This is a genomic window from Haladaptatus rarus, from assembly GCF_054177585.1.
This window is the reverse complement of sequence record NZ_JBPEHG010000003.1, coordinates 392,451-414,391: the sequence shown is the minus strand read 5'-3', so window position 1 is coordinate 414,391 and position 21,941 is coordinate 392,451. Positions and strand designations below refer to the sequence as shown.

Genomic DNA, 21,941 nt, shown 5'->3' with positions numbered 1-21,941 from the left:
ACGCCCGAGTCCAGACGGCGGGGGCTTTCTAAACCAGCGTCATCGCTGGAGTACATACTACAGAGATTCCGAACCGAAGGTAACAGACGACTCACACTCGTGGAACTAGTGCCGTCCGGTATCGTATTTGTAGGTCGCGCTGTCGGGGTCGATACCGAACTCTTCGGCCATCTCCTCCGAGTCCGTGTTGTCCTCTGGTTCAGTCTCCCGAGGCTGGGCGTTCTTGAATCGTTCACGCAGTTGGTCGGGCATCTCGAACTCCGCGACCGCGAGCACCATCGGCACGGCGTCGGGTTCCGTCTGCTCGCGTTTCGCGTCGAGGCGATCGCGTAGCTTGGGGGGCAGTTCGCCGATATCGATGGGTTCGAAGCCGAACTGTGCGAGATAGTCGGGCACGCCGACGAGGGCGTACACCTCCTCGAAATCGTTGTCACCTGCTTTGTCGATCAGGCGCTCAATGACGTGCGCGCCGACGCCCTGGCCGCGCCACGGCTTCACGACGCCGATGCTCGTCAACTCGCAGATATCGGGAGCGTCGTCGGGTTTGTGGATACGAATCCGACCGAACCCGGCCTTCTCGCCCGACGTTTCGTCGATAGCGACGACGTAATCCCGGGATCGGAAGGCAGTTTCGTCCAGTCCCATCGCCTCGATGTTGTCGAGCAGCCAGACCTCCTCTCTGTTTTTCGCGTCCCGGACGTACATAGCTAGTCATTCGCTCGCAAACGTCAAAAAGTCATCCATCACTTCCCGACGCCTGCCGAAACTTTATACCTGAGAATGGAACCACGTTCAGCCCATGACCCCGCGCTAGACTAAAATCGACGATTCCACCGACGATGAACCCATCACAACCCTTCCAGCGACCGCAACTTCTGCTCGATGTCCGGTGGCGCGGCACTCGGCCCATCGCGCACGCGGTGGTCGGGGATCAAGACCGGCGCGGGATTCGCGTCCAGCGCAGTTCGTGTGAGCTGGAGGTCGACGTCCTCGGTGTGGTCGAGGCCGGGCGTCATTCGGGTCAGCGTCTCGACGTTCACCTGCTCGCCGTAGGGCACGTTCCGCACCGCTTCGAGGACGTTCCGCTGGTCGGTCGGGAGCGTCAGCGCGACCTGTACGTCCTCGAAATCGTCCTCCACGCCCTCCAGATACGCGATGATGCGGTCGAGAACCGCGTGGTCTTCTTCGGCGTCCTCGTCGGCGTCGTGGGGGAAGGTCACGCGCAACACGCGTCCGCTTGCGACCCCCATCTGCACGAACCGCCCCAGATAGGCCGATTCCTGCGCGTAGATTCCGGCACTCTCGTCCATAGCGAGGCGAACGTCCCTCGGAAACTTCAAGATTCGTTCCCCGGACGCAAGTCTTATGTACAAACTAGTCCGTTAATGTACATCAATGGACGGAGAAGGAGCACTCGCACCTGCGGTCGAATCCATCCTTCGGGCCGCGCGAGCGCGCGAAGACGAGCGCACCGTGCCTCGGGAGCGCGCATCTATGGACGCGCACGCGGTACGCTCGCTCCCGGACGCGCTCGCTCGCGCGGAGGACGATGGACAGGTGCCACTCGTGGCAGAGGTGAAACCGACAAGTCCGACGACGGATGGGGAACGAACCGACGATCCGGTCGAACTGGCCCGACAGATGGTAGCGGGGGGTGCAACAGCTCTGTCGGTGCTCACCGAGCCGGCGTATTTCGGCGGTTCGGTCGAGAACCTTCGCCGGGTTCGAGCGGCGGTGGACGTACCGGTTCTTCGCAAGGACTTCATCCTGCGGGAGGAGCAACTGGACGCCGTGGAAGCAGACCTTGTCTTGCTCATCGCGCGGTTCGTCGACGACCTCGAAGGACTCCTCGCCGCTGCCCGCGAGCGCGGATTTCAAGTGCTCGTAGAGGTACACACCCGCGACGAACTGGTCGATGCCCTCGACGCAGGGGCAGAGATCGTCGGTGTGAACAACCGCGACCTCGCACGACTCGAGGTGAACCTCGAAACCTTCGAATCGGTCGCGCCCGCAGTGCCCGACGACGTGACGCTTATCGCGGAGAGCGGAATCACGACCGCCGAAGACGCCCGCCGGATGCGCGAGGCAGGGGCAGACGGGCTACTCGTCGGGAGCGCGATCATGGATGGAGACGTGACCGAGAACACCCGGAGGCTGGTCGAGGCATGAGCGAACAGGGAAGAGAGACTGAGAAGACAGAAGCGGAGAAGATAGGGATGGCGAACGACACGACGGTAACCGAAACCAAATTTGGCGAGTATGGCGGTCAGTACGTCCCCGAGGTGCTGATGCCCGCCATCGAGGAACTCCAGTCGGCCTACGAACGGTACGTTCGCCACAACGAGGACGGGTTCATGGACGAGTTTCGCCGCCATCTGCGAGATTTCGGCGGGAGACCGACGCCACTCCAGCGGGCGGACTCCCTGAGCGAACGATACGACCGTGAGATATACCTCAAACGCGAAGACTTGCTTCACGGCGGCGCGCACAAACTGAACAACGCGCTCGGACAGGTATTGCTGGCGAAGTACATGGGCAAAGACCGGATCGTCGCCGAAACCGGTGCGGGCCAGCACGGTACCGCGACGGCGATGGCCGCCGCCTACCTCGACATCGACTGCGAGGTGTACATGGGCCGCACCGACATCAACCGCCAGCGTCCGAACGTCTTCCGGATGCGAACCCACGACGCCGAGGTGAATCCCGTCGATGTCGGCTCCGGGACGCTCAAAGAAGCGATCAACGAGACGATGCGCGACTGGGCTACGAACGTCGAGGACACCCACTACGTCATCGGGAGCGTCGTCGGGCCACACCCCTTCCCCCGGATGGTGCGCGACTTCCAGGCGGTTATCAGCGAGGAGGTACGCGAGCAGATTCGAGAGCAGGCAGGGCGACTACCGGATAGCGTGGTCGCCTGTGCAGGTGGCGGGTCGAACACGATGGGGACGTTCCACCACTTCGTCGATAGCGCGGAGCGAAGTTCCGCGGATCATTCGAGCGGGCACGGCCCGCGAGAAGACGAACCCGTGAACCTCTACGCCGTGGAAGCAGGCGGTACCGGCCTGACCATCGACGAAGCCGAAGGCGTCGCGCCCCACTCCGCCTCGCTCTCGACCGGCGAAGACGGCGTCCTCCACGGTGCGCGAACCAAACTGCTCCAGAACCGCGACGGTCAGATCCTCGAATCCCACAGCGTGAGTGCCGGACTGGACTACTCCGGCGTCGGTCCGGAACTCGCCCATCTCGTCGAAACGGGGCGAGTGACGCCCGTAAACGTCGGCGACGACGCAGCACTCGAAGCGTTCCATCGTCTCTCGAAACAGGAGGGAATCATTCCAGCACTCGAATCGAGTCACGCCGTTGCGTTCTTAGAACGCGCGGCACGTTGTGCCGCGGAACGGTCGAGCGGCGGAGGCGAGACTCCGACGGAGTCTCGGAAGGCGAGCGGTGAAACCGCGAGTCCCTCGCCGCGAGAAGAAGCCGAGGAGTTGGGCGACCTCGTGGTCGTCGCCATCTCCGGGCGAGGCGACAAAGACCTCGATACGGTCATCGAAGAGAGCGAGAAACGCGACATCGAAGGTGCGCCGGGGATGGGGGTCTTCGAATGAAGAGCGAAGAATCGTCCCTCGAAGCCGCCTTTTCGGACGACCCCGCACTGATTCCGTACGTCGTGGCGGGCGACCCGAATCCGGAAGCGACGAAAGAGTACGTCCGGGCGCTGGCGAAGGGTGGGGCGGATGTCGTCGAACTCGGCCTGCCCTTCTCAGAACCGATCGCGGACGGGCCGACCATCCAGAACGCCATCCAGCGCGCCCTCGATGCGGGCATGACACCGAACCGCTACCTCGAACTCGTCGCCGACCTCGACGTGGACGTTCCCATCGTCTGCATGACCTACTACAATCTCGTCTATCAGTACGGAGATACGGACGGGGTCGAACCGTTCGTAAAGGCCGCCGCGGACGCCGGTCTGTCGGGGCTCATCGTTCCCGACCTCCCGGTCGAGGAGAGTGGCCCGCTCCGGAGCGCCTGTGACGACTACGGACTCGACCTCGTGTTCATCGTCGCGCCGACGACCACGGACGAACGCAGAGCGCGCATCGTCTCGCGCGCATCCGGCTTCGTCTACGTCCAGGCTCGACTGGGAACGACGGGCGCACAGATGGACGTGAGTGGTGCGACCCACGAGAGTCTTGCCCGACTCGCAGATACCGACCTGCCGAAGGCGGTCGGGTTCGGCGTGAGCGAGGGCGAACACGCCCGAGAGATCGTCTCTGCAGGTGCTGATGGCGTCGTCGTCGGGAGCGCGCTCGTGGATATCATCGCGTCGGACGAAGCCGTCGAAACCATCGCTGACCGCCTCGAATCGAAAGCCGCGGAACTCAAATCCGGGGCACGCGAAGGGAGGCACGAAGTACCGGAATCGGAACACACTTGAAAACTGCTTGCCACACATTCACATACTATGAACACAGGAACTGCGGCACGACTCGACCGCATCGGGCGCGACGGGCGCTACGTCGTCGTCCCGATGGATCACGGAATCACGCTCGGGGCAGTAAGCGGGCTGAAGAACATCGAAGCGACCATCGACGCTGTCACTCGGGGGGGTGCCGACGCCGTCCTCACGCAGAAGGGAATCGCACCGCGCGTCCACTCGAACAAGAACGATGCTGGCTACGTCGTCCACCTGAACGCTTCGACGACGATCGGGCCGGACTCGAACGACAAACGCATGACCGGCACGGTCGAAGAAGCCATCCGTGCTGGCGCGGACGCCGTCTCCTTCCACATCAACGTCGGAAGCGACCACGAACCCAAGCAGATCACCGAACTCGCACAGGTCTGTGAGGAAGCCGACCGCTTCGGACTCCCGGTTCTCGCCATGTCCTACGCACGCGGCCCCGGTATCGACGAGCACGACGCCGAGAGTCTCGGACACGCGGTTCGACTCGCGGAAGAACTCGGTGCTGACGTGGTGAAGACGTCATACAGCGGCGACGCGAAGAGCTTCGAGCACGTCGTGGACTCGACGCGTCTCCCCGTCATCATCGCGGGTGGCAAACCCGAAAGCGACCGGGCGACCCTCGAAGCGGTTCGCGGTGCGATGGATGCAGGCGCGGCGGGCGTCTCTATGGGTCGGTCGGTCTTTCAGCACGACGACCCGGAAGCCATCGCGCGGGCCGTGACGAGTGTCGTTCACGACGACCTCTCCGCCGAGGATGCGCTGGAGAACGCAGGACTCGTCGTGGAAGTCTGATTTTCGGTCGTTGGTTTTATCTCCGACCGACCTCGCCTCGAAGGAGTCGCCGTATTCGCCACGTTGAAGCCATCCCGATTCGACCGTGGAGATATGACACGCTCCGTGTGGTTGAAAGCCGACTCGGCAGTCGGCGACTGGGATGACCGGCGCAGACGAATCACGGCAGGACTGGAAGCAGGCGTCGACTGGGTGCTCGTGGACAAACACGACATCGAGCGCGTCCGCGAACTCGGCGAGGTCAACGTCGCGGCGTTCCGCTCGGACGGCGACGTCCACGTGATGGACGCAGAAGAAGACGCCACCCCCGACGCCGACGCGCGAATCGTCGGCAAAGACGGCGAAGGTGACGGGACGGTCGACCTGCCATCCGATTTCTCGGGGTCCGCCGACCTCTCGACGCTCCGACGAAACGACGCTGCAGAAGGAGCTTTCGTCCGTATCCTGGGCGAATCTTACGAAGCGTTCGCGGAGGCGGCGGCGGAAGAGGCAGAGTACACTATCATCGTCGGCGAGGACTGGACGATTATCCCCTTGGAAAACCTCATCGCACGGATCGGTGAGGAGACCGAACTCGTCGCAGGCGTCACGAACGCAAACGAGGCTCGAACAGCGTTCGAGACGCTGGAGATCGGCGCCGACGCAGTGTTGCTGGACAGCGACGACCCGGACGAGATCCGCGCGACGGTCAACGTCCGTGACGCCACCGAGCGCGAGAAACTCGACCTCGAATGGGGCGAAGTGCGAACTATCGAACAGACCGGGAGCGCCGACCGCGTCTGCGTCGATTCCGGGTCGCTGATGGAGCACGACGAAGGGATGCTCGTCGGGTCGATGTCGCGCGGTCTCTTCTTCGTCCACGCGGAGACCGCCGAATCGCCCTACGTCGCCTCCCGACCGTTCCGGGTGAACGCGGGTGCTGTTCACGCCTACGTTCGGACGCCTGGTGGTGAGACGAAGTACCTCGCGGAACTCCAGAGCGGCGACGAGGTGCAGATCGTCGATACCGACGGCAACACTCGTGAGGCGGTCGTCGGACGGGTGAAGATCGAGAAGCGTCCGATGTTCCGCGTCGAAGTCGAAACGCCGGACGGCGACCGCGTCGAGACGCTCCTCCAGAACGCGGAGACCATCAAGGTCGCCACGCGCGACGGGCGAAAATCGGTGACCGACCTCGCAGAGGGCGACGAGGTAAAACTCTTCCTCGAAGGTGGCGCTCGGCACTTCGGCGAGAGCGTCGAAGAGAGCATCATCGAGAAGTAGCCGTCGGCAGTCGTTTTTCAGCAGTCGCTCGTCGAGTGGGGGTTCGAACGATCGGTTACTGAGTAGATCACTACTGAGCGGTCGCGTCGCTCTCGATCGGCGTGGTACACCACTGGCAGAAGTCGATCTCTTCGTCCACTTCTCGACCGCAGTTCGGGCAGCGCGCGCTGTCGCCACCCGTCGCCGTGGTAGCCCGATTACCTCGAAGGGCGGCCCAGTAGGCATCGAGGATGTTGCACAACTGGACGACGAGGATAGGGATGATGACGCTCGTGGACAGGGTCTGTGTAGCCTGCACGTACGCCGAAAGGCCACCAGCCTCGACGCTCTGGAACGTGCTCTCGGGGATGAACACCATCGCTGTCGTCAGGGCGAAGGCGAACCAGAGAAGCGCTCGAAGCCACTGCCGGAGGTACGCATGCCCCAGACCGGGGTAGACGAAGGCAAGCAGGGCCGCGAGCCACGGGCGCTTTCGGTTCTGTGTCACTATTCGTGGGTTGTTGTTGGGTAGTGTTAAACCCTTCCGATACCGTTTTTAATGGGGGATGATTTTCTGCGTGCCGAAATCGGCTCTGCGTTAGCGTCTGAAGACGGTGGGGATGGTTTTTCAGCTCACTCTGTTGTACTGTTTTCTACTGAAATGTACTAAACTCGCAGTTCCTTCCATCCACTTCGCTATCCCCGTAGTTCCCGGATGAGCCGCGACAGGGTCGCCAAGTCGTACTGACCCGGCGCGGTCGCGTCCGCAGAATCCAGTGGTGCGTAGCCGATTTTCGACCCGTAGAGTGGTGCGACGGCCCGCGAGTGACTGCCGATTTCGCCCATCGCCATCGTCGCCACGCGTCGCCCGCGCTCGGTGAGATCGTTTGTGACCGCGAGCAGGTCAAGGACATCGGCGCGGGTTTCGGCGGTGACCGCCAGTTTCCCCACGTCGGCGCGGTCGGTGGCGTCCAGCAGCAGTTCGCGCATCTCCTCTCGGGCGGGCGTCTCCTCGAAATCGTGAACCGAGGCGAGGACAGCGGATGCGTTCTCGCGTGCGTGGTCTGCCACTGCCGCCCCCTGTTCCGTGAGCAGACTCTCCAGTTCGAGGTCGATGGCGACGACGGCGTCGTGTTCTGCGGCGGTGGCGAGCGCGTCCAGTCGCTCCTCGTTACCGATCGCCTGGCCGCCCTCCCACGACGCTCGATTCGTGGCGAGGACGGGCAGGTCGCCATCGCAGGCCGAGAGCGCACTGAGCGGGTCGTCCGCGAGATCCATCCGGAACTCCACGATGTCGGCGTGGTCGCGGGCCCGGGGCGCGACGGACAGCTCTGCCGTGCTCGCCGCGAGGACGAACGAGTCGAACTCCATGGTGGGTGGTCGGGCCGCCGGAACAAAAGCATCGTCGGAGTAGATTCGACTATTCGTGGAACGGTTCGTGCGTGGCGAAGAACCGGCCTCCATCGCGGGAAACGTCTGTCACCTCGTAGAAGCGGATGTCGCGCTCTTGGGCGGTCTTGACGGGGAAATCGTAATGACGAGCATCGTAGCCGAGCGATCCGTCGTGGTCGCGGACGAACTCACAGTGGTCATCGAGTCGGTCGCGGACGATGCTGCGCGAGAGTTCGGGCGCCGTCTCGACGCGCTCCTCGAAGACGCCGGTGAACTCCGCTTCGAGTTCGTATCCCACCGAATTACGACCTGCGACCATCGCCGCGAGCGAGGTGGTTCCAGTTCCCCAGAAGGGGTCGAGGACAGTGTCGCCGTAGACGGAGAACATCGAGATGAGCCGGTACGGCAGTTCGAACGGGAACGCCGCAGACCGTTCGCGCAGGTCGCCGTGGTCGAGTTCCTGCACCTCGCCGCGCACCTCCACCCAGAGGTCGGAGAACCAGTCGTTGCGCTCCTCCCAGAAGTAGGCCGATTCGTATCGTCGATTCGAACCCGGTTCGAGTTTCCTGGTGTCGCCGTTCCGGAAGACGAGCAGATACTCGTGTTCGAGGGCGGTGTAGGCGTTCGGCGGGAGCATCCCCGACCCCATGAACTTCGTCAGGCGGTTCGAGGGCTTGCGCCAGAGGATATCCGGGAGCGAGCAGAGACCGCAGTCCCGAAGCTGTTGGAGCACCCGCGAGTGGTTCGGGAAGAGCTGGAAAGTTCCATCGACCTTCCGGGTCGCGTCGCCGACGTTGACCACCGCGATTCCGCCGGGTTTCAACACGCGAGCGACCTCTTCCCAGACGAAAGCGAGTTCGTCGTGCATCAGTTCGAACGCGGTGTCTCCATCACCGCGTGTCAATGCCGACTCGATCTCGGCGTTCAATTCGGCGAACAGGTCGTCCCACATCTCTATCATCGGGTATGGCGGCGAGGTGACGACGAGGTCGATCGAATCATCCGGAAGCGAACTCTCGCGTGCGTCGCCGACGTGAATCTCGTGCTCGGTCTCCATTGCAGTTGCTGTGTGGATGTATCGGCGCACCGCAAAAACCTCTTTTCAAACGAATCGGCTGAAAATTACAGCGCGACGGTACCTTCCTCGGCTTCGAGCAGTTCGTGATACCGGTTGCGGATGGTGACCTCGCTGATGTCGGCGACGTCGCTCACTTCGGCCTGCGTCGTCTTCTCGTTCGTCAGGAGCGCGGCGGCGTAGACGGCGGCAGCAGCGAGACCGACCGGCGATTTGCCGCTGTGAACGCCCTGTTCTTTCGCGTTCCGAAGGAGTTCGCGGGCGCGGTGTTCGGACTCGTCGGAGAGGTCGAGACCGGACGCGAATCGCGGGACGTAGCTCTCGGGGTCTGCGGGTTTGACTTCGAGGCTGAGTTCGCGCACGACATAGCGGTAGGTGCGCGCCACTTCGCTTTTATCGACTCGGCTCACGTCCGTGATCTCGTCCAGACTGCGCGGGACACCGGCCTGTCGGGCGGCGGCGTAGACACAGGAGGTCGAAACGCCTTCGATGGAGCGGCCCGGAAGGAGGTCTTCGTTCAGCGCGCGCCGGTAGATGACGCTGGCCATCTCCCGGACGTTGTCCGGCAGGCCGAGCGCACTCGCCATCCGGTCGATCTCGCCGAGCGCCTGTTTGAGATTGCGCTCTTTGGAGTCGCGCGTGCGGAATCGCTCGTTCCACTTGCGGAGTCGCTGCATCTTCTCGCGCTGGCGCGAGCCGAGCGAGTTTCCGTAGGCGTCCTTGTTGCGCCAGTCGATGTTGGTCGAGAGGCCCTTGTCGTGCATCGTGTTCGTCGTCGGCGCACCGACGCGGGACTTTTCGTTCTTCTCTTTCGCGTCGAACGCGCGCCACTCTGGCCCGCGGTCGACGTTGTCCTCTTCGACGACCAGTCCGCAGTCTTCACAGATGGTCTCGCCGTGGCCCGCGTCCGCGATGAGCTTCCCGCTACATTCGGGACAGCTCTGGCCTCCAGTTCGTTGTTCTTCTACTTCCGTTTCTTCGGTTCTCGTTCGGATTGACGTATTTGGCATGTGGAACACCCCGGTGTGGGAGAGCGTCGGCTACCGGGCAGGGGAAAACCTCTAAAACCCGGATTCCGCGTAGTCTTAACGTGCCGTTATGACGAAAAGTACTTAAAGGCTTCGTTTTTCGGAGGCTTTGTGTTCGTGAACCAGTCACACACGCCGTGAAATCGCCGTCCAGGGTCAGACGAGCGAAATGTTTAAGCATACATTACCGTCTGGTAAAGGAACGTTTCCGACCGGAGGGACTGGGGAACGTTTACCCGAATTCGGACGAACGTGCAAGCCATGATTCGCCGCATCGTCTCCCTCGCGCCGAGCGTGACGGAGATCCTCCGTGAACTCGATGCGACCGACCGACTGGTAGGTGTCACACACCACTGTTCGGTCGAAACAACCCGCGTCGGTGGCTGGCTGAACCCCGATTTCGAGGCGGTCGAGGCGTGCAACCCGGATCTCGTCCTCACAACAGATTCCCTCCAAGCGGACGTACGAGACGAACTCCGCGAACGCGGGCACCGTGTCGTCCACGTCGAACCACGAACGCTCGACGAAATGGTCGAATCGTTCGCCACGCTCGGACGCGCGGTCGACTGCGCACGCGCCGGGCACGACCTCGCGTGGCGCGCGCGGAGTCGAATCCACCGTGTCCGCCGACTGGTCTCGGGACGCGACCGCCCCGTCGTCTACTGCGAGGAATGGTCTGATCCGCCGACTGCCGCCGGAAACTGGGTACCTGACGCCGTGGCTGTCGCTGGTGGCCGATACCCGTTCCTACAACCGGGCGACCGGTCGAGAGAAGTCGAACAGGCTGTGATCGAGGACGCCGAACCGGAACACGTCTTCCTCCACGTCTGTGGACGCGGCGAGCGAAGCGACCCCGAAGCTGTTCTGGAGCGAGACTGGGAGATTCCCGCACTCGACCGTGACGCAGTCCACGTCTTCGACGACTCACTGTTGAACCAGCCGAGTCCAAGACTGATAGACGGCATCGAGAGGATGGCCGCCACGCTTCATCCAGAAGCGATCGAGTAGAAATCCCCAAGTCCGGTCGGGAACTGGTGACTGACATGCGAGTCGGCGTTGGCAGTCGAAATCCAGTGAAAGTCGCCGCAGTCGAAGCCGTCCTCGATGGACACATCGACGCACGAGTCGAACCCGTGACCGTCGAATCCGGCGTCGCCGAGCAACCGTTCGGCGAGCGCGAAACGGTAGCCGGAGCGGAGAACCGCGCTCGAAAGGCCGCTTCCGACCGCGACCTCGGCGTCGGCCTGGAGGGCGGAGTGAGCGACGTTCCCGGGACGGACGGTCTCTATCTCATCATGTGGGCCGCCGTGACCGACGGAGAGACGGTCGGACGAGGAAGCGGGCCGCGCCTGTGTCTCCCCGAATCCGTCGCGCGCCGGATTCGAGATGGCGAGGAACTCGGCCCCGTGATGGACGACGTCCTCGGCGAGTCCGACGTGGCGAAAAAGCAAGGCGCGGCGGGAGCACTCACGGATGGTATCATCGACCGACAAGAAGCGTTAGAACACGCGGTTGCGGGGGCACTCGCCCCGTTCGTCACCGATTTCTACTAGTCGTCGAGGGAGGCCGCGTCGGACTCGACCGACACCTCGCGCCCCTCCTCGACCGCCTGCGTGAGCGAGACGTTGAGTGAGAACATCGAGCCGACACCGCCGATGAGTGTGACGATGTTCTTCACAGCGTGATCCAAGATGGCCGCACCGAGTGCGATGGGCCACGAGATGGGAGTCAGGCCAGCGACGAAGACGGTGAACGCGGCTTCGTACAGGCCGACACCACCGGGCGAAAGCGGCAGCACCTTCGCGAGGTTACCGACGCTCACCGCGAAGAAGCCGACGGCGATGAGCGTCACGGGATCGAGCGAGACGCCCTCGAAGGCCATCAGCACGAGGATAGCCGTCAGTACGTCGAGCGTCCAGATGGCGAGACTACTCCCGCCGACGCGGACGAACGCGTCCCGGTCGCTCGCGACGGTCTGGACGTCACCGGTGAATCGCTCGATGATCCCGGCCACGTAGTCGGCGTAGGAGTCGGAACTGACCGTCGTGACGGCGGCCCGAACCAGATTTCGGTCGGAACGCGCGCTGGCGACGATAACCCCGACTGCGGCGATGGCGGCACCACCGACGCCTGCCGCGACGTACACCGCCATGCGGGCGGCCTGGGCGTTCTTCGCGCCCGTGATCGCCTGGATGATGTCTGCCGCCTGTCCCGTCACGGTGAGACCGATCAGGACGGTACCAGCCATCACCGTGATGGTGAGCAGGTCGAAGACGCGCTCGACGGCGAGTGACGCGAATCCCGAGGGGTAGGGGATTCCGCGCCGGGCCTTCACGACGTAGGCGCGCACCGCGTCACCAGCGCGGGCCGGGAACACGAGGTTGCCGGTCTGGCTGATGAAGATCGCTCCGGTGAGGAAGCCGACGCGCTCCGTGAACCCGAGTTCTTCGAGGATGTCGCGGTACCGAGCACCGCGAAGCGGCCACGAGAGGACGTAGATGAGCGCCGCGACCGTGACGAACACGGGATTTGCCCTGCTCATCTGGTCGAGTACGCTCTCCATCGGAAGGTACAGGGACATCAACGCGACAGCCATGACCGTCAACAGGATGCCGACCACCATCGACACCCGGCGGGTGATGTGCGGTTGCACCGAAAACTCCCACCAACAGCGTCCGATCTGACTGCCCATCCCGAACACGTCGCGCACGAGATCGACTTTCGTGTCGCCTTTCGGCGTCCAATCGACCGCGAACTCCTTGATTCGGTAGCCCTTGCGCTGTGCGCGCACGAGCACTTCGGTGTCCCAGAACCAGTGGTTGTCTTCGACACCATCTAGCACGTCGAACAGCGCCTCGCGGTCGAACGCTTTGAAGCCACACTGGTGGTCGCGCAGGTCGGAACTGAGGAAAAGGCGTGTCAGGCCGTTGAATCCACGACTGGCGAAATCACGCTTCGCGGGGCGGTCTGCCACGTTCTCGGGCATCCACCGCGACCCGGTCGCGAAGTCGTACTCGCCGGAGCGAACGCTCTCGACCAGTTTTTCCAGATGTTGCATGTCCGTCGCCAGATCCGTGTCGAAGTAGACCAACGTCTCTCCGTCAGCTGCTTCGAACGCGCGATTCAGCGCACCACCGCGCCCCAGTCGCTCGTCGCTGTGGAAATGGCGAACTCGGCTATCCTGCTCGGCCATCCGGTCTGCAATCTCCGGCGTTCGATCGTCACATCCGTCTTCCGCGACGATGACCTCGAAGCTGTCGGAAGGTAAAAACGATTCCAGCGTGTCGAGGGTCGTCTCGACGGTGTTCTCGATGGTCGCCTCCTCGTTGTAGGCTGGGAGGACGACACTAACGTCTACGGAACCACCGCTCATTAACAAAATCTCTCTCCCCCACGGCGTAAGTAGCTTCTGGGCCATCGCTGTCACGAATCTGGTGCCGTGTTGTCACGGCGCCATCCGTTAACCAACCGTACCAACCCACCCCGTGGGGAGGGTTCTATTCATACCTATCTGTCCCGAAATCACAAGACGTGAAGCCGTTAACCACTCGTACCAAACCCAATAAGAGTATGTCGGTTCTTCAGAGTAATATGAGCACGTCATCTGCTGGCACGACCACCTTCGACGAACAGACGACCACCCTCAGCGACAAACAACAGCGCATCCTTCGGTACCTCCGTGAGAACGGCGACACGAAGACCTACTTCAAATCCCGTCTCATCGGGAAAGACCTCGGACTCACCGCGAAAGAGGTCGGGACGAACATGACCGCCATCGCGGAAGGCAACTTCGACGTGGAGGTCGAGAAGTGGGGGTACTCGTCGTCCACGACGTGGAAGGTCAGCGCCTAGTCGATACTCGTCAGCTCTTCGACCGAGGGAATCTCCTCGCTTCCGGTCGTGATCTGTTCCATCCGCTGGCCGTGTTTCTCGGCGGCATAGCTGACCAGTTCGGTCGGCGTCGGTCCCGGCGCACCCTCGTTACGTTCCGGAATGGTCGCCTGCACGAGCGGCAGAAGTTCGTCGATGGTCGTCCGGACGAGTTCGGTATCGACTGCTCCTGACGTTACCAGTTTCTTCAGCTTCGCCATCCCGAAGCCGACGTGTCGACCCTCGTCACCGCGAATCTTCGTCAGCCCACCGGTCAGTCCGGGAAGGGTGGGGATATCGGGATACGTATCGCCACCGTAGGCACGGGTCAAGCCGTAGTAGCCCGTCTGGGCGAGGATACCCTCGATGGTCAGATGGTAGTGACAGTACGCCACCGCCCGGTTTTCGGGCGTGTCGTCGTCCAACAGTCGGACCATTGCAGCCTCGTTGCGTTCGAACAGGTCGAGATACTCCTCGTTGAACCAGCGGTCTTCGGTCGGTGACGACCGCGTCTCCCTGCGTCTGTCCTCTGCGACGTTGATGACGTCGCTCCAGTAGCGGTCGAAGAAATCCGTGTGCTTTGCCTCCTCGTACAACTGCGTCGTGACGAACAGCTGGTCTTCGACGTCATCCAGCACCACCGCGAGCGGTGCGAGGTCTTCCGTGACTGCCTGCTCGCCCGCGCCGAAGCGGGCGAGTGATTGCTTGAGACCGAAGACGGCGTCGTCGTCCATCTCGGCGACGACCCCCGCGTCGTCAGAGAGGTCGATGTCGTGTGGATCCCAGTGTCGTTCCACGGCGTTTCGGTAATAGCGAAACGAGCGGGCGGCGTGATCGAGTTGCATCGGTTCGACGTTGGGACTCGAAGGAAATCAGTTTACGCCTCGTATGACCGGCGATTTACGGGTCGAACGAGATGAGGCTGGCCGCCTCGCCAGCGAACGACTCTGCGTTCTCGTCGAACGAGTCGGCGTAGCGAACGAGCAACGTGATGAGTATCTCAGGCCGACGAACCGCGTAACCGTCTTCGCGCGAGAGCAGTCCCTTCTCCTCCAGGTCGGCAGCGTACTTGCTCACCGTCGGGCGGGACACGTCGAGCGCGGTCGCGAGATCACCGCCGGTCGCCGCTGGATTGCGGAGTAGTTCGATGAGCATCCCGCGTGCGGTGTTCCGGCGAAGGTAGCCGAGGGCCACCTGCTCGAACGCCGAGAATTTTCCGGCGGGGAAAAAGCGCCGATAATCGCCATCGCGGTGGCTCTCAACGACGCCCAACTCGACGAGTTGACGAAGGTGGTGTTGTGTCTCTCCAGTTCCGAGCTGGAGGTCGTCGCGTATCTTCGAGAAGTGAGCACCCGGCGTCGTGGTGACGTACCCGGCGATTGCGTCGCGGGCCTCGCTTCGCTCACCTGAACGGTTCGCATCAGCGAGCTTCGTCAGCGGCGTGGCAGCCCCGAGAACCGCGAAGCGTCGGAGGGTGGCACGCTTATTTTCATCCACGTTACCGCGTTCAACCATCTGGACAACTATAAGCGAGGGGGACGTAAAATAGCTTCGCTTATTCGACTTCGGTCTCGAGTTCCTCTTCGTCCATCTCGGAATCCATCTCCTCGATGACTTCGTCGGCACTCCTGATGTTCGCCGTGTCTTCACCTTCTTTGATCGCCTGTGCTTCCTTCTCCATCGCTTCGACGTCCATCTCGGCTTCCTCGTCGATCTGACCGAGGATCTCGTCGATGTCGTCCAATCCGAGCAGTTCGCGGGTTTCCTCGTCAAATTCGAGGCTTTCCAGATCCTGCTTGCCATCGACGGACACGTCGCTACCGGTCAGGTGCTTGCCGTACCGACCGACCAGCGAGGAGAGTTCCTGGGGCAGGACGAACGTCGTGGACTCGCCCTGACCGATGGTTTCGAGCGTCTCCATCCCCTTCTCGATGATGGCGCGTTCACCCATCGATTCGGCGGATTTCGCCCGGAGCACGGTCGAAACCGCGTCACCCTGTGCTTCGAGGATCTGGCTCTGTTTCTCACCCTGTGCGCGGATGATGTTGGACTGCTTGTCACCCTCTGCCTTCTCGATGGCGCTCCGGCGTTCACCCTGCGCTTCGAGGATCATAGCGCGGCGTTTGCGCTCTGCGCTGGTCTGCTGTTCCATCGCCTGTTGAACGTCTTTCGAGGGGTTGACCTCACGGACTTCGACGCTCTCGACGCGAATCCCCCACTCGTCGGTGGGTTCGTCCAGCTCGCGGCGGATCTTGGCGTTGATCTCCTGGCGCTTGTTGAGCGTATCGTCCAGTTCCATGTCACCGAGCACGGCACGGAGGGTCGTCTGGGCGAGGTTCGAGACGGCGCGCTTGTAATCTTCGACTTCGAGGAACGCCTTCTTCGCATCCATCACCTTGATGTAGACGACGGCGTCCGCGGTCACGGGCGAGTTGTCGCGCGTGATGGCTTCCTGTCGCGGCACGTCCAACGTCTGTGTCCGCATATCGAAGGGGTAGGTCTTGCTGACGAACGGGGGGACGAAGTTGATACCCGGTTCGAGCAGTTTGCGATACTCACCGAAGACCGTCAGCGCGCGTTTCTCGGTTGCCTGTACGATCTCGACCGCCGACCAGATTGTGACGATGGCGAGGACGAGAAAGAGCAGTGCGACTATCGTGAATCCACCACCAGGGGCGGCTTGTAGTGGTACAGCGGGCAGCATACCTGAGTGTTGGCACAGATACTTGTTAAGTATTCTGCTAATTGTCGTTCGACAGTTGGAATGTGCCCGGATTCACGATCTCGTAACGAGCAATCCCGTGAGTCGCAGAATCGTACTGAAACCGGACCGGCTCAGAGTTCTTCGGTCTCGCGCTCGCTTCTCGCTCGTTCGCGTGCGAGTTCGCGGTCGATGCTATCTTCGATGTGCCCGAGCGGTTCGACGGTGACGACGTTGCCACCGCCGGGGTCGATGACCATCACTTCGGTTCCCTCTGGAATCTCGCCGTCCATCGAGCGCGCGGCGAAGTAGGGATTGAAGCCACCGTCGTCCAGTTTCACCTGACCCTCCGAGGTCGTGACCCGTTCCGTGACCCGACCGGTCGTTCCTCGTAGGGAATCGGAATCTTTCGTCCGGCCCGTCCCCTTCCCGCCGTAGAGGTCGAACTCACGGTATGCGTACAGAGAGATACCGCCGAATCCGAGGACGAGTGCGGCGAGCACGAACGGCGTAGCCAGTGGCGGAAAGGCGAGCGCGACCAATCCTGCGAACAGGAGCGCGACGCCGAGGACGATGAAGTGTGCACCTGGGATGAGTGCTTCCGCGAGGGCTAGCCCTGCACCCGCGAGGACGAGCAAGAGCGGGAGCGAATCGAGGGGCGATGCCATGGTGTGGTCTTGGTGTCGAACGATTAAGGGTTTGTGGGTCAGGCGATGCCGAGTATTCGAAGGAAGACGAAGATCGTCGTGACGGCACCGAGGATGACGAACACCACGTTCTCCGCCGAGGGAGACCCTGGTTCGAGGGTCTCCTCTTCCGGTGCCGGGGCGCCATCAGGAACCTCGTCGTTCCCGACTTCGTCCACGTCGAACTTCCAGTCAGACATACGCCACGTTACGGGTCGGGGCAACAAAAGGTTGGCTACGAGCGGTCGTTGGAACGAACGTCGCCGACGTACACGACGCCGCGCTCAGCGTCGATCGTCACCTCGTCGCCGTCGTTCACTTCCGGGCCGAGCGGTGCGCCACTGACCATCGGGATATCGAGTTCGCGGGCGACCAGTGCGGGATAGCCTGTCATTCCCGGACGGGCATCTACGATACCCGCGAGCCGTGACGTGTCGCCAGTGAACTCCCCGTCGAAGTCCGGTTCGAGCACCAGGATCGTCCCGTCGGGTGCATCGGAGAGATCGCCTGTCGAACTCCGTGTGACCGGCCCTGCGACCTGCCCCCGAACGACGCTTCGCCCGGTTGCGATGGTCTCGGCAGCGACGTGAACCTTGAGCATGTTCGCCGTATCGGACCCGTCGAGTTCGCTCATCATCCCGGACAGCACGACCACGGTATCCCCGCTCTCGGCGACGTTAGCATCGAGGGCCGCCTGTACTCCATCTTCGATGATGGTCTCGACGCTTCGCCCGAGGTCGGTGTACTGAGCGTTGACGCCCCACGAGAGCGCGAGCGTTCGCCGAACGCGGTCGTTCGGCGTCGTCGCCACTACGGGAACGCCGGGACGGAATTTCGCCACCTTTAGAGCTGTGTAGCCGGATTCGCTGGCCGCCACGACCGCACTCGCACCGATATCACGGGCGAGGTAGCGCGCCGACCGTGCGATCGCGTCGGTTCTGGTGTCGTCGCCGACGGGGACGCGCTGTTCGAGCGTCTCGGCGTACTCCTCGCTCTCTTCGACCTCGCGGACGATCCTGTCCATCGTCTCGACCACCCGGACGGGATGGTCACCGACCGCGGTTTCGCCGGAGAGCATCACGGCGTCGGTTCCGTCGAGCACCGCGTTCGCCACGTCGGAGGCCTCCGCGCGCGTCGGCCTGCGCGAGTGAACCATCGAGTCGAGCATCTCCGTGGCGGTGATGACGGGGACGCCAGCCTGCTGGCAAGTGCGGATGATGCGCTTCTGGATCATCGGCACGTCTTCCATCGGGCATTCGACCCCGAGGTCGCCGCGAGCGACCATCACACCGTAGGCAGCGTCAACGATCTCGTTCAGGTTATCGACCGCACCACGGCGCTCTATCTTGGCGATGATGGGAATGTCGGCACCCGCCTCTTCGAGCACCTTGCTCACTTCGAACACGTCGTCTGCATCACGGACGAAACTCGCCGCGACGAAATCGACCTCCTTCTCCGCCGCAAGTGCGAGGTCGTCACGATCTTTCTCGGTGACGGGGTCGATCCCGAGTTCGACACCGGGAACGTTGACACCTTTCCGACTGCTGAGTTCGCCGCCACTCACGACGTGTGCGACGACGGCGTCGTCCTCGACGCGCTCGACGGCCGTCTCGATTCGCCCGTCGTCCAGGAGGACGGCATCACCCGGGTCTGCAGCCATGATTCCGTACGACAGGCCGACTTCTTCGGGCGTCGCATCGTCACCTTCCACGAACCGAACCGTCGAACCGGTTTCCAGCGTGATGGGTTCTTCGACCTCGGCAGTTCGAATCTCCGGGCCCTGGAGGTCGAGCATCGCGGCGAGGGGGTTCTCGGTGGCTTCGTCGACTCGCCGAATGGTCTCGATGAGATCGGCTCGGTCGGCGCGCGACCCGTGGCTGGCGTTGACACGGGCAACCGTCATTCCGGCGTCTGCCAGGTCTCGAACTCGGCTCTGCGAATTCGACGCAGGTCCGAGTGTGCAGACGATCTTCGCATTTCTCATGGCAAGAGGTTCGTTCGTCCGTGCAAAAAAACCCCATAGTTGACTCGTATGCGAGTTCACGGAGGTGGGCATACTAGCCACAACCGCTATTTATGTCCCATCCAAACCGGGAAAATATGTCCAAATACGCATCGCTCGTCAACATCGAACAGAACTATCAGAACGTTCAGGAACTCGCATCGATCTGGGGCGACGTTCGGAACGAACTCGAACAGCACGATGCAGTGTTAGAGGAGACGTACGCCATCCTCGGCGAGTACGATTTCCTGCTCATCATCGACGCCGACAGTCGAGATACGGCCTATCAGGCATCGCTCTGTATCGAACGCTACGGTCTCGACATGCAGACGATGGAGATAATCCCGATGACGGAGTTCGCGGGACTCGTCAACGACCTCTGATCACTTGATCTTCGTTCCGACTTCGGCGTCGCCGTAGGTCGTCAGGAGGTCGGCCTGCTCGCCCGCCGCCAGCAACATGCCGTTGCTCTCGACGCCGAACAGTTCTGCTTTTTCGAGGTTCACGACCACGATTATCTTTGTTCCCGGGAGGTCGTCTACGTCGTGGAGTTGCTTGATGCCCGCGACGATCTGGCGCGTCTCGACGCCGATATCGACCTCGAGACGGACGAGTGCGTCAGCACCCTCGATCGGTTCTGCGGTCTCGATTCGCCCGACGCGGATGTCGAGGTCCTGGAATTCGTCGAAGCTGATACGGTCGTCGGTGATGGGTTCGATGTCGTCACTCACGGTTTCGTCTTCCGCTTCGTCGTCGTCCGACGTAGCCGCTTCGATACGCTCCTGCAGTTTCTCGTTCAGTTCCTCGACGCGCTCGTCTTCGATCTTCCCGAACAGTTCGTCCGGTTCGCCGAACTCGCCACTTGGTGCTGCGAGTGCGTCGTCCAGTGTGGCATCGTGAACCGACCCGTCCTCTCCGAGTTGCGACCAGAGCGTCTCCGCCTTGCCGGGCAGGAGCGGCGCGAACAGCACGGCGAGCGCCTTCGACAACTGCACGCAGTCGTAGATGACCTGTTGTGCTCGTTCGGGGTCGTCGTCGGTGAGCTTCCACGGCTCGTTTCGCTGGATGTACTCGTTGCCGAACGCGGCGAGCGCGGTCGCCGCGTCGCCGAGTCGTTTGAGCGAATAATCGTTGATCGCCGCTGAGAAGTCGTCGATAGCCGACTCGATGCGGTCGCGCACTTCGTCGCTGACTTCGGCGTCCGGCGCGCCGTCGTAGTTCCGCGCGGCGAAGAGCAGACTCCGGTAGACGAAGTTGCCGACCGTGCCGACGAGTTCACCGTTGACACGCTCCTGGAACTGGTTCCACGAGAAGTTCACGTCGCGCTCGAAGCCGCCGGTCGTGCTGAGATAGTAGCGCAGGAGGTCGGGGTCGAAGCCCTCGTCCAGATAGTCGTCAGCCCAGACCGCGCGGTTGCGACTGGTCGAGAACCCCTCGCCGTTCAGGTTGACGAAACCGCTCGCCATGACCGCACGCGGTTCGTCGTAGCCTGCGACGCGGAGCATCGCTGGCCAGAAGACGGTGTGGTGCTGGATGATGTCGCGTCCGATGATGTGGATGATCTCCCCGTCGTCTTTCCACGCGTCTTCCCAGTCGTAGGTGTCCGCACCGACGCGTTCGGTGTACTGTTTCGTGCTGGCGATGTATTCGATGGGGGCATCCACCCAGACGTAGAGGACGAGGTCGTCGCTCGCTTCGTCACTCTCCGCTTCGGGGTAGTCGATACCCCAGTCCATGTCGCGGGTGATACACCAGTCTTTGAGTTCGCCTTCGATCCACTCGCGGGGCTGGTTCTGTGCGTTGCTCGTCCCTTCGAGGCGGTCGATGAACTCCTGGAGGTAGTCCTGCAACTCCGAGACGCGGAAGAACTTGTGCGTCCGGTCGCGGTACTCCGCCGGATTACCAGAGAGGACGCTGGTCGGGTCTTCGATCTCGCCGGGTTCGAGGTGGCGGCCACACCCCTCGTCACATTCGTCGCCGCGCGCTTTCGCGCCGCAGTAGGGGCAGGTACCCTCGACGTAGCGGTCGGGGAGCGGTTCCTCATCGACCGGGTCCCAGGCGACCTTGATCTCCTTCTCGTAGACGTAGCCCTCGTCGTCGAGTTTTCGGACGATGTCGCGGGTGAGTTCCGTGTTCGTCTCGTCGTCGGTGTGGCCGTAGTTGTCGAACTCGATATTGAACTTCGGGAACGTCGCTTCGTACTTCTCGTGGTGGCGAAGCGCGAATTCGCGGGGCGAGACGCCCTCCTTCTCGGCGTTGACGGCAACCGGCGTGCCGTGCATGTCCGACCCGGAGACGAAGGCCGTCTGCTGGCCGAGTTTCCTGAGCGCGCGTGACAGCACGTCGCCGCTGACGTACGTCCGCAGGTGACCGATGTGTAACTCCCCGTTCGCGTAGGGCAGGCCGCAGGTCACTACTGCGGGTTCTGCGGTGGGATACTCGTCGTGGCTCATACTACCAACTCCTTCTCTGTGGGGTGTAAAACCCGCCGGTTTCGGTGTCCTGTCATCGTCGTGGGTTCGTGTTTCGTGTTCTGAAGGTGTATTTCGTGGTACAGTTTCCTGTAGCAGTGGCTGGAAAGCGATTCCATACGACCGGGTTTCACCCCCGGAGAACCGACCGTCATCCGGCCCAGAAGGATCCACCTGGCGCTACCGCTGACCACGCATAGACAGAGCAACG

The 21,941-nt window shown here is 62.4% G+C and carries 23 protein-coding genes; 9 read left to right on the top strand and 14 right to left on the bottom strand.

What is annotated here, in order from left to right; translation table 11 throughout:
• Window positions 1–105: 105 nt before the first annotated feature.
• Window positions 106–705, bottom strand: coding sequence for a GNAT family N-acetyltransferase (locus ACR3FE_RS11050; protein ID WP_458207164.1), 600 nt, complete (start codon window positions 703–705; stop codon window positions 106–108).
• Between the two features lie 143 nt (window positions 706–848).
• Window positions 849–1,310, bottom strand: coding sequence for an MGMT family protein (locus ACR3FE_RS11045; RefSeq protein ID WP_458207163.1), 462 nt, complete (start codon window positions 1,308–1,310; stop codon window positions 849–851).
• An 85-nt stretch (window positions 1,311–1,395) separates the two neighbouring features.
• Between ACR3FE_RS11045 and trpC the strand changes: the two genes are divergently transcribed.
• The 5 genes from trpC (at window position 1,396) to ACR3FE_RS11020 (ending at window position 6,526) form a co-directional block, all read left to right on the top strand.
• Window positions 1,396–2,169, top strand: a complete 774-nt coding sequence (trpC, locus tag ACR3FE_RS11040) for an indole-3-glycerol phosphate synthase (protein WP_458207162.1) — start codon at window positions 1,396–1,398, stop codon at window positions 2,167–2,169.
• A 47-nt stretch (window positions 2,170–2,216) separates the two neighbouring features.
• On the top strand, window positions 2,217–3,611 hold the full coding sequence (gene trpB, locus ACR3FE_RS11035) for a tryptophan synthase subunit beta (RefSeq protein WP_458207200.1): 1,395 nt from the start codon (window positions 2,217–2,219) through the stop codon (window positions 3,609–3,611).
• Window positions 3,608–4,441 (top strand): tryptophan synthase subunit alpha, encoded by an 834-nt coding sequence (gene trpA / locus ACR3FE_RS11030; RefSeq protein ID WP_458207161.1) that lies wholly within the window; start codon window positions 3,608–3,610, stop codon window positions 4,439–4,441. Before trpB ends, trpA begins: the two co-directional genes overlap by 4 nt.
• Window positions 4,442–4,468: 27 nt before the next feature.
• Entirely contained in the window at window positions 4,469–5,263 is a 795-nt protein-coding gene (locus ACR3FE_RS11025; protein WP_458207160.1) for a 2-amino-3,7-dideoxy-D-threo-hept-6-ulosonate synthase, read from the top strand.
• Between the two features lie 93 nt (window positions 5,264–5,356).
• Window positions 5,357–6,526: a 3-dehydroquinate synthase II gene (locus ACR3FE_RS11020; protein ID WP_458207159.1), complete on the top strand. Its 1,170-nt coding sequence runs from the start codon at window positions 5,357–5,359 to the stop codon at window positions 6,524–6,526.
• A gap of 70 nt (window positions 6,527–6,596) precedes the next feature.
• Here the strand turns inward: ACR3FE_RS11020 and ACR3FE_RS11015 are convergent, their stop codons facing one another.
• From ACR3FE_RS11015 to ACR3FE_RS11000, 4 genes are all read right to left on the bottom strand, one after another.
• On the bottom strand, window positions 6,597–7,013 hold the full coding sequence (locus tag ACR3FE_RS11015; RefSeq protein WP_458207158.1) for a DUF7575 domain-containing protein: 417 nt from the start codon (window positions 7,011–7,013) through the stop codon (window positions 6,597–6,599).
• A gap of 188 nt (window positions 7,014–7,201) precedes the next feature.
• Complete coding sequence (locus ACR3FE_RS11010; RefSeq protein ID WP_458207157.1) at window positions 7,202–7,876, bottom strand: type I 3-dehydroquinate dehydratase; 675 nt, start codon at window positions 7,874–7,876, stop codon at window positions 7,202–7,204.
• Between the two features lie 49 nt (window positions 7,877–7,925).
• Window positions 7,926–8,954 (bottom strand): DNA-methyltransferase, encoded by a 1,029-nt coding sequence (locus tag ACR3FE_RS11005; RefSeq protein WP_458207199.1) that lies wholly within the window; start codon window positions 8,952–8,954, stop codon window positions 7,926–7,928.
• Between the two features lie 65 nt (window positions 8,955–9,019).
• Window positions 9,020–9,982 (bottom strand): transcription initiation factor IIB, encoded by a 963-nt coding sequence (locus tag ACR3FE_RS11000; protein WP_458207156.1) that lies wholly within the window; start codon window positions 9,980–9,982, stop codon window positions 9,020–9,022.
• Window positions 9,983–10,261: 279 nt separating this feature from the next.
• Here ACR3FE_RS11000 and ACR3FE_RS10995 point away from each other — a divergent pair, with 279 nt between their 5' ends.
• Together ACR3FE_RS10995 and yjjX are read left to right on the top strand one after the other, a co-directional pair.
• Window positions 10,262–11,008, top strand: a complete 747-nt coding sequence (locus tag ACR3FE_RS10995) for a cobalamin-binding protein (protein WP_458207155.1) — start codon at window positions 10,262–10,264, stop codon at window positions 11,006–11,008.
• Window positions 11,009–11,043: 35 nt separating this feature from the next.
• The gene (gene yjjX / locus ACR3FE_RS10990) at window positions 11,044–11,553 is read left to right on the top strand and encodes an inosine/xanthosine triphosphatase (protein WP_458207198.1); all 510 of its coding nucleotides are present in this window, start codon (window positions 11,044–11,046) and stop codon (window positions 11,551–11,553) included.
• On the opposite strand, the gene ACR3FE_RS10985 is transcribed toward yjjX, so the two are convergent.
• Window positions 11,550–13,373: a flippase-like domain-containing protein gene (locus tag ACR3FE_RS10985; protein ID WP_458207154.1), complete on the bottom strand. Its 1,824-nt coding sequence runs from the start codon at window positions 13,371–13,373 to the stop codon at window positions 11,550–11,552. The two genes, yjjX and ACR3FE_RS10985, sit on opposite strands and share 4 nt — an antisense overlap.
• Before the next feature lie 218 nt (window positions 13,374–13,591).
• Here ACR3FE_RS10985 and ACR3FE_RS10980 point away from each other — a divergent pair, with 218 nt between their 5' ends.
• Complete coding sequence (locus tag ACR3FE_RS10980) at window positions 13,592–13,852, top strand: DUF7123 family protein (RefSeq protein WP_458207153.1); 261 nt, start codon at window positions 13,592–13,594, stop codon at window positions 13,850–13,852.
• Here ACR3FE_RS10980 and ACR3FE_RS10975 read toward each other — a convergent pair.
• The 6 genes from ACR3FE_RS10975 to pyk form a co-directional block, all read right to left on the bottom strand.
• Window positions 13,849–14,715 carry a ribonucleotide-diphosphate reductase subunit beta gene (locus ACR3FE_RS10975; RefSeq protein WP_458207152.1) on the bottom strand — a complete coding sequence of 289 codons (867 nt, stop codon included), beginning with the start codon at window positions 14,713–14,715 and terminating at the stop codon, window positions 13,849–13,851. The genes ACR3FE_RS10980 and ACR3FE_RS10975 overlap by 4 nt on opposite strands.
• A 55-nt stretch (window positions 14,716–14,770) precedes the next feature.
• On the bottom strand, window positions 14,771–15,385 hold the full coding sequence (locus ACR3FE_RS10970) for a winged helix-turn-helix transcriptional regulator (protein WP_458207151.1): 615 nt from the start codon (window positions 15,383–15,385) through the stop codon (window positions 14,771–14,773).
• Window positions 15,386–15,425: 40 nt separating this feature from the next.
• Window positions 15,426–16,574, bottom strand: coding sequence for an SPFH domain-containing protein (locus tag ACR3FE_RS10965; protein ID WP_458207150.1), 1,149 nt, complete (start codon window positions 16,572–16,574; stop codon window positions 15,426–15,428).
• Between the two features lie 131 nt (window positions 16,575–16,705).
• Window positions 16,706–17,239, bottom strand: coding sequence for an NfeD family protein (locus tag ACR3FE_RS10960; protein WP_458207149.1), 534 nt, complete (start codon window positions 17,237–17,239; stop codon window positions 16,706–16,708).
• A 38-nt stretch (window positions 17,240–17,277) separates the two neighbouring features.
• The gene (locus tag ACR3FE_RS10955; RefSeq protein ID WP_458207148.1) at window positions 17,278–17,457 is read right to left on the bottom strand and encodes a DUF7312 domain-containing protein; all 180 of its coding nucleotides are present in this window, start codon (window positions 17,455–17,457) and stop codon (window positions 17,278–17,280) included.
• Window positions 17,458–17,492: 35 nt separating this feature from the next.
• Window positions 17,493–19,241 carry a pyruvate kinase gene (pyk, locus tag ACR3FE_RS10950; protein WP_458207147.1) on the bottom strand — a complete coding sequence of 583 codons (1,749 nt, stop codon included), beginning with the start codon at window positions 19,239–19,241 and terminating at the stop codon, window positions 17,493–17,495.
• 116 nt (window positions 19,242–19,357) lie between these two features.
• Here pyk and ACR3FE_RS10945 point away from each other — a divergent pair, with 116 nt between their 5' ends.
• Window positions 19,358–19,642 carry a GYD domain-containing protein gene (locus ACR3FE_RS10945; RefSeq protein WP_458207146.1) on the top strand — a complete coding sequence of 95 codons (285 nt, stop codon included), beginning with the start codon at window positions 19,358–19,360 and terminating at the stop codon, window positions 19,640–19,642.
• Here the strand turns inward: ACR3FE_RS10945 and metG are convergent, their stop codons facing one another.
• Complete coding sequence (metG, locus tag ACR3FE_RS10940; RefSeq protein ID WP_458207145.1) at window positions 19,643–21,712, bottom strand: methionine--tRNA ligase; 2,070 nt, start codon at window positions 21,710–21,712, stop codon at window positions 19,643–19,645.
• Window positions 21,713–21,941: the final 229 nt, after the last annotated feature.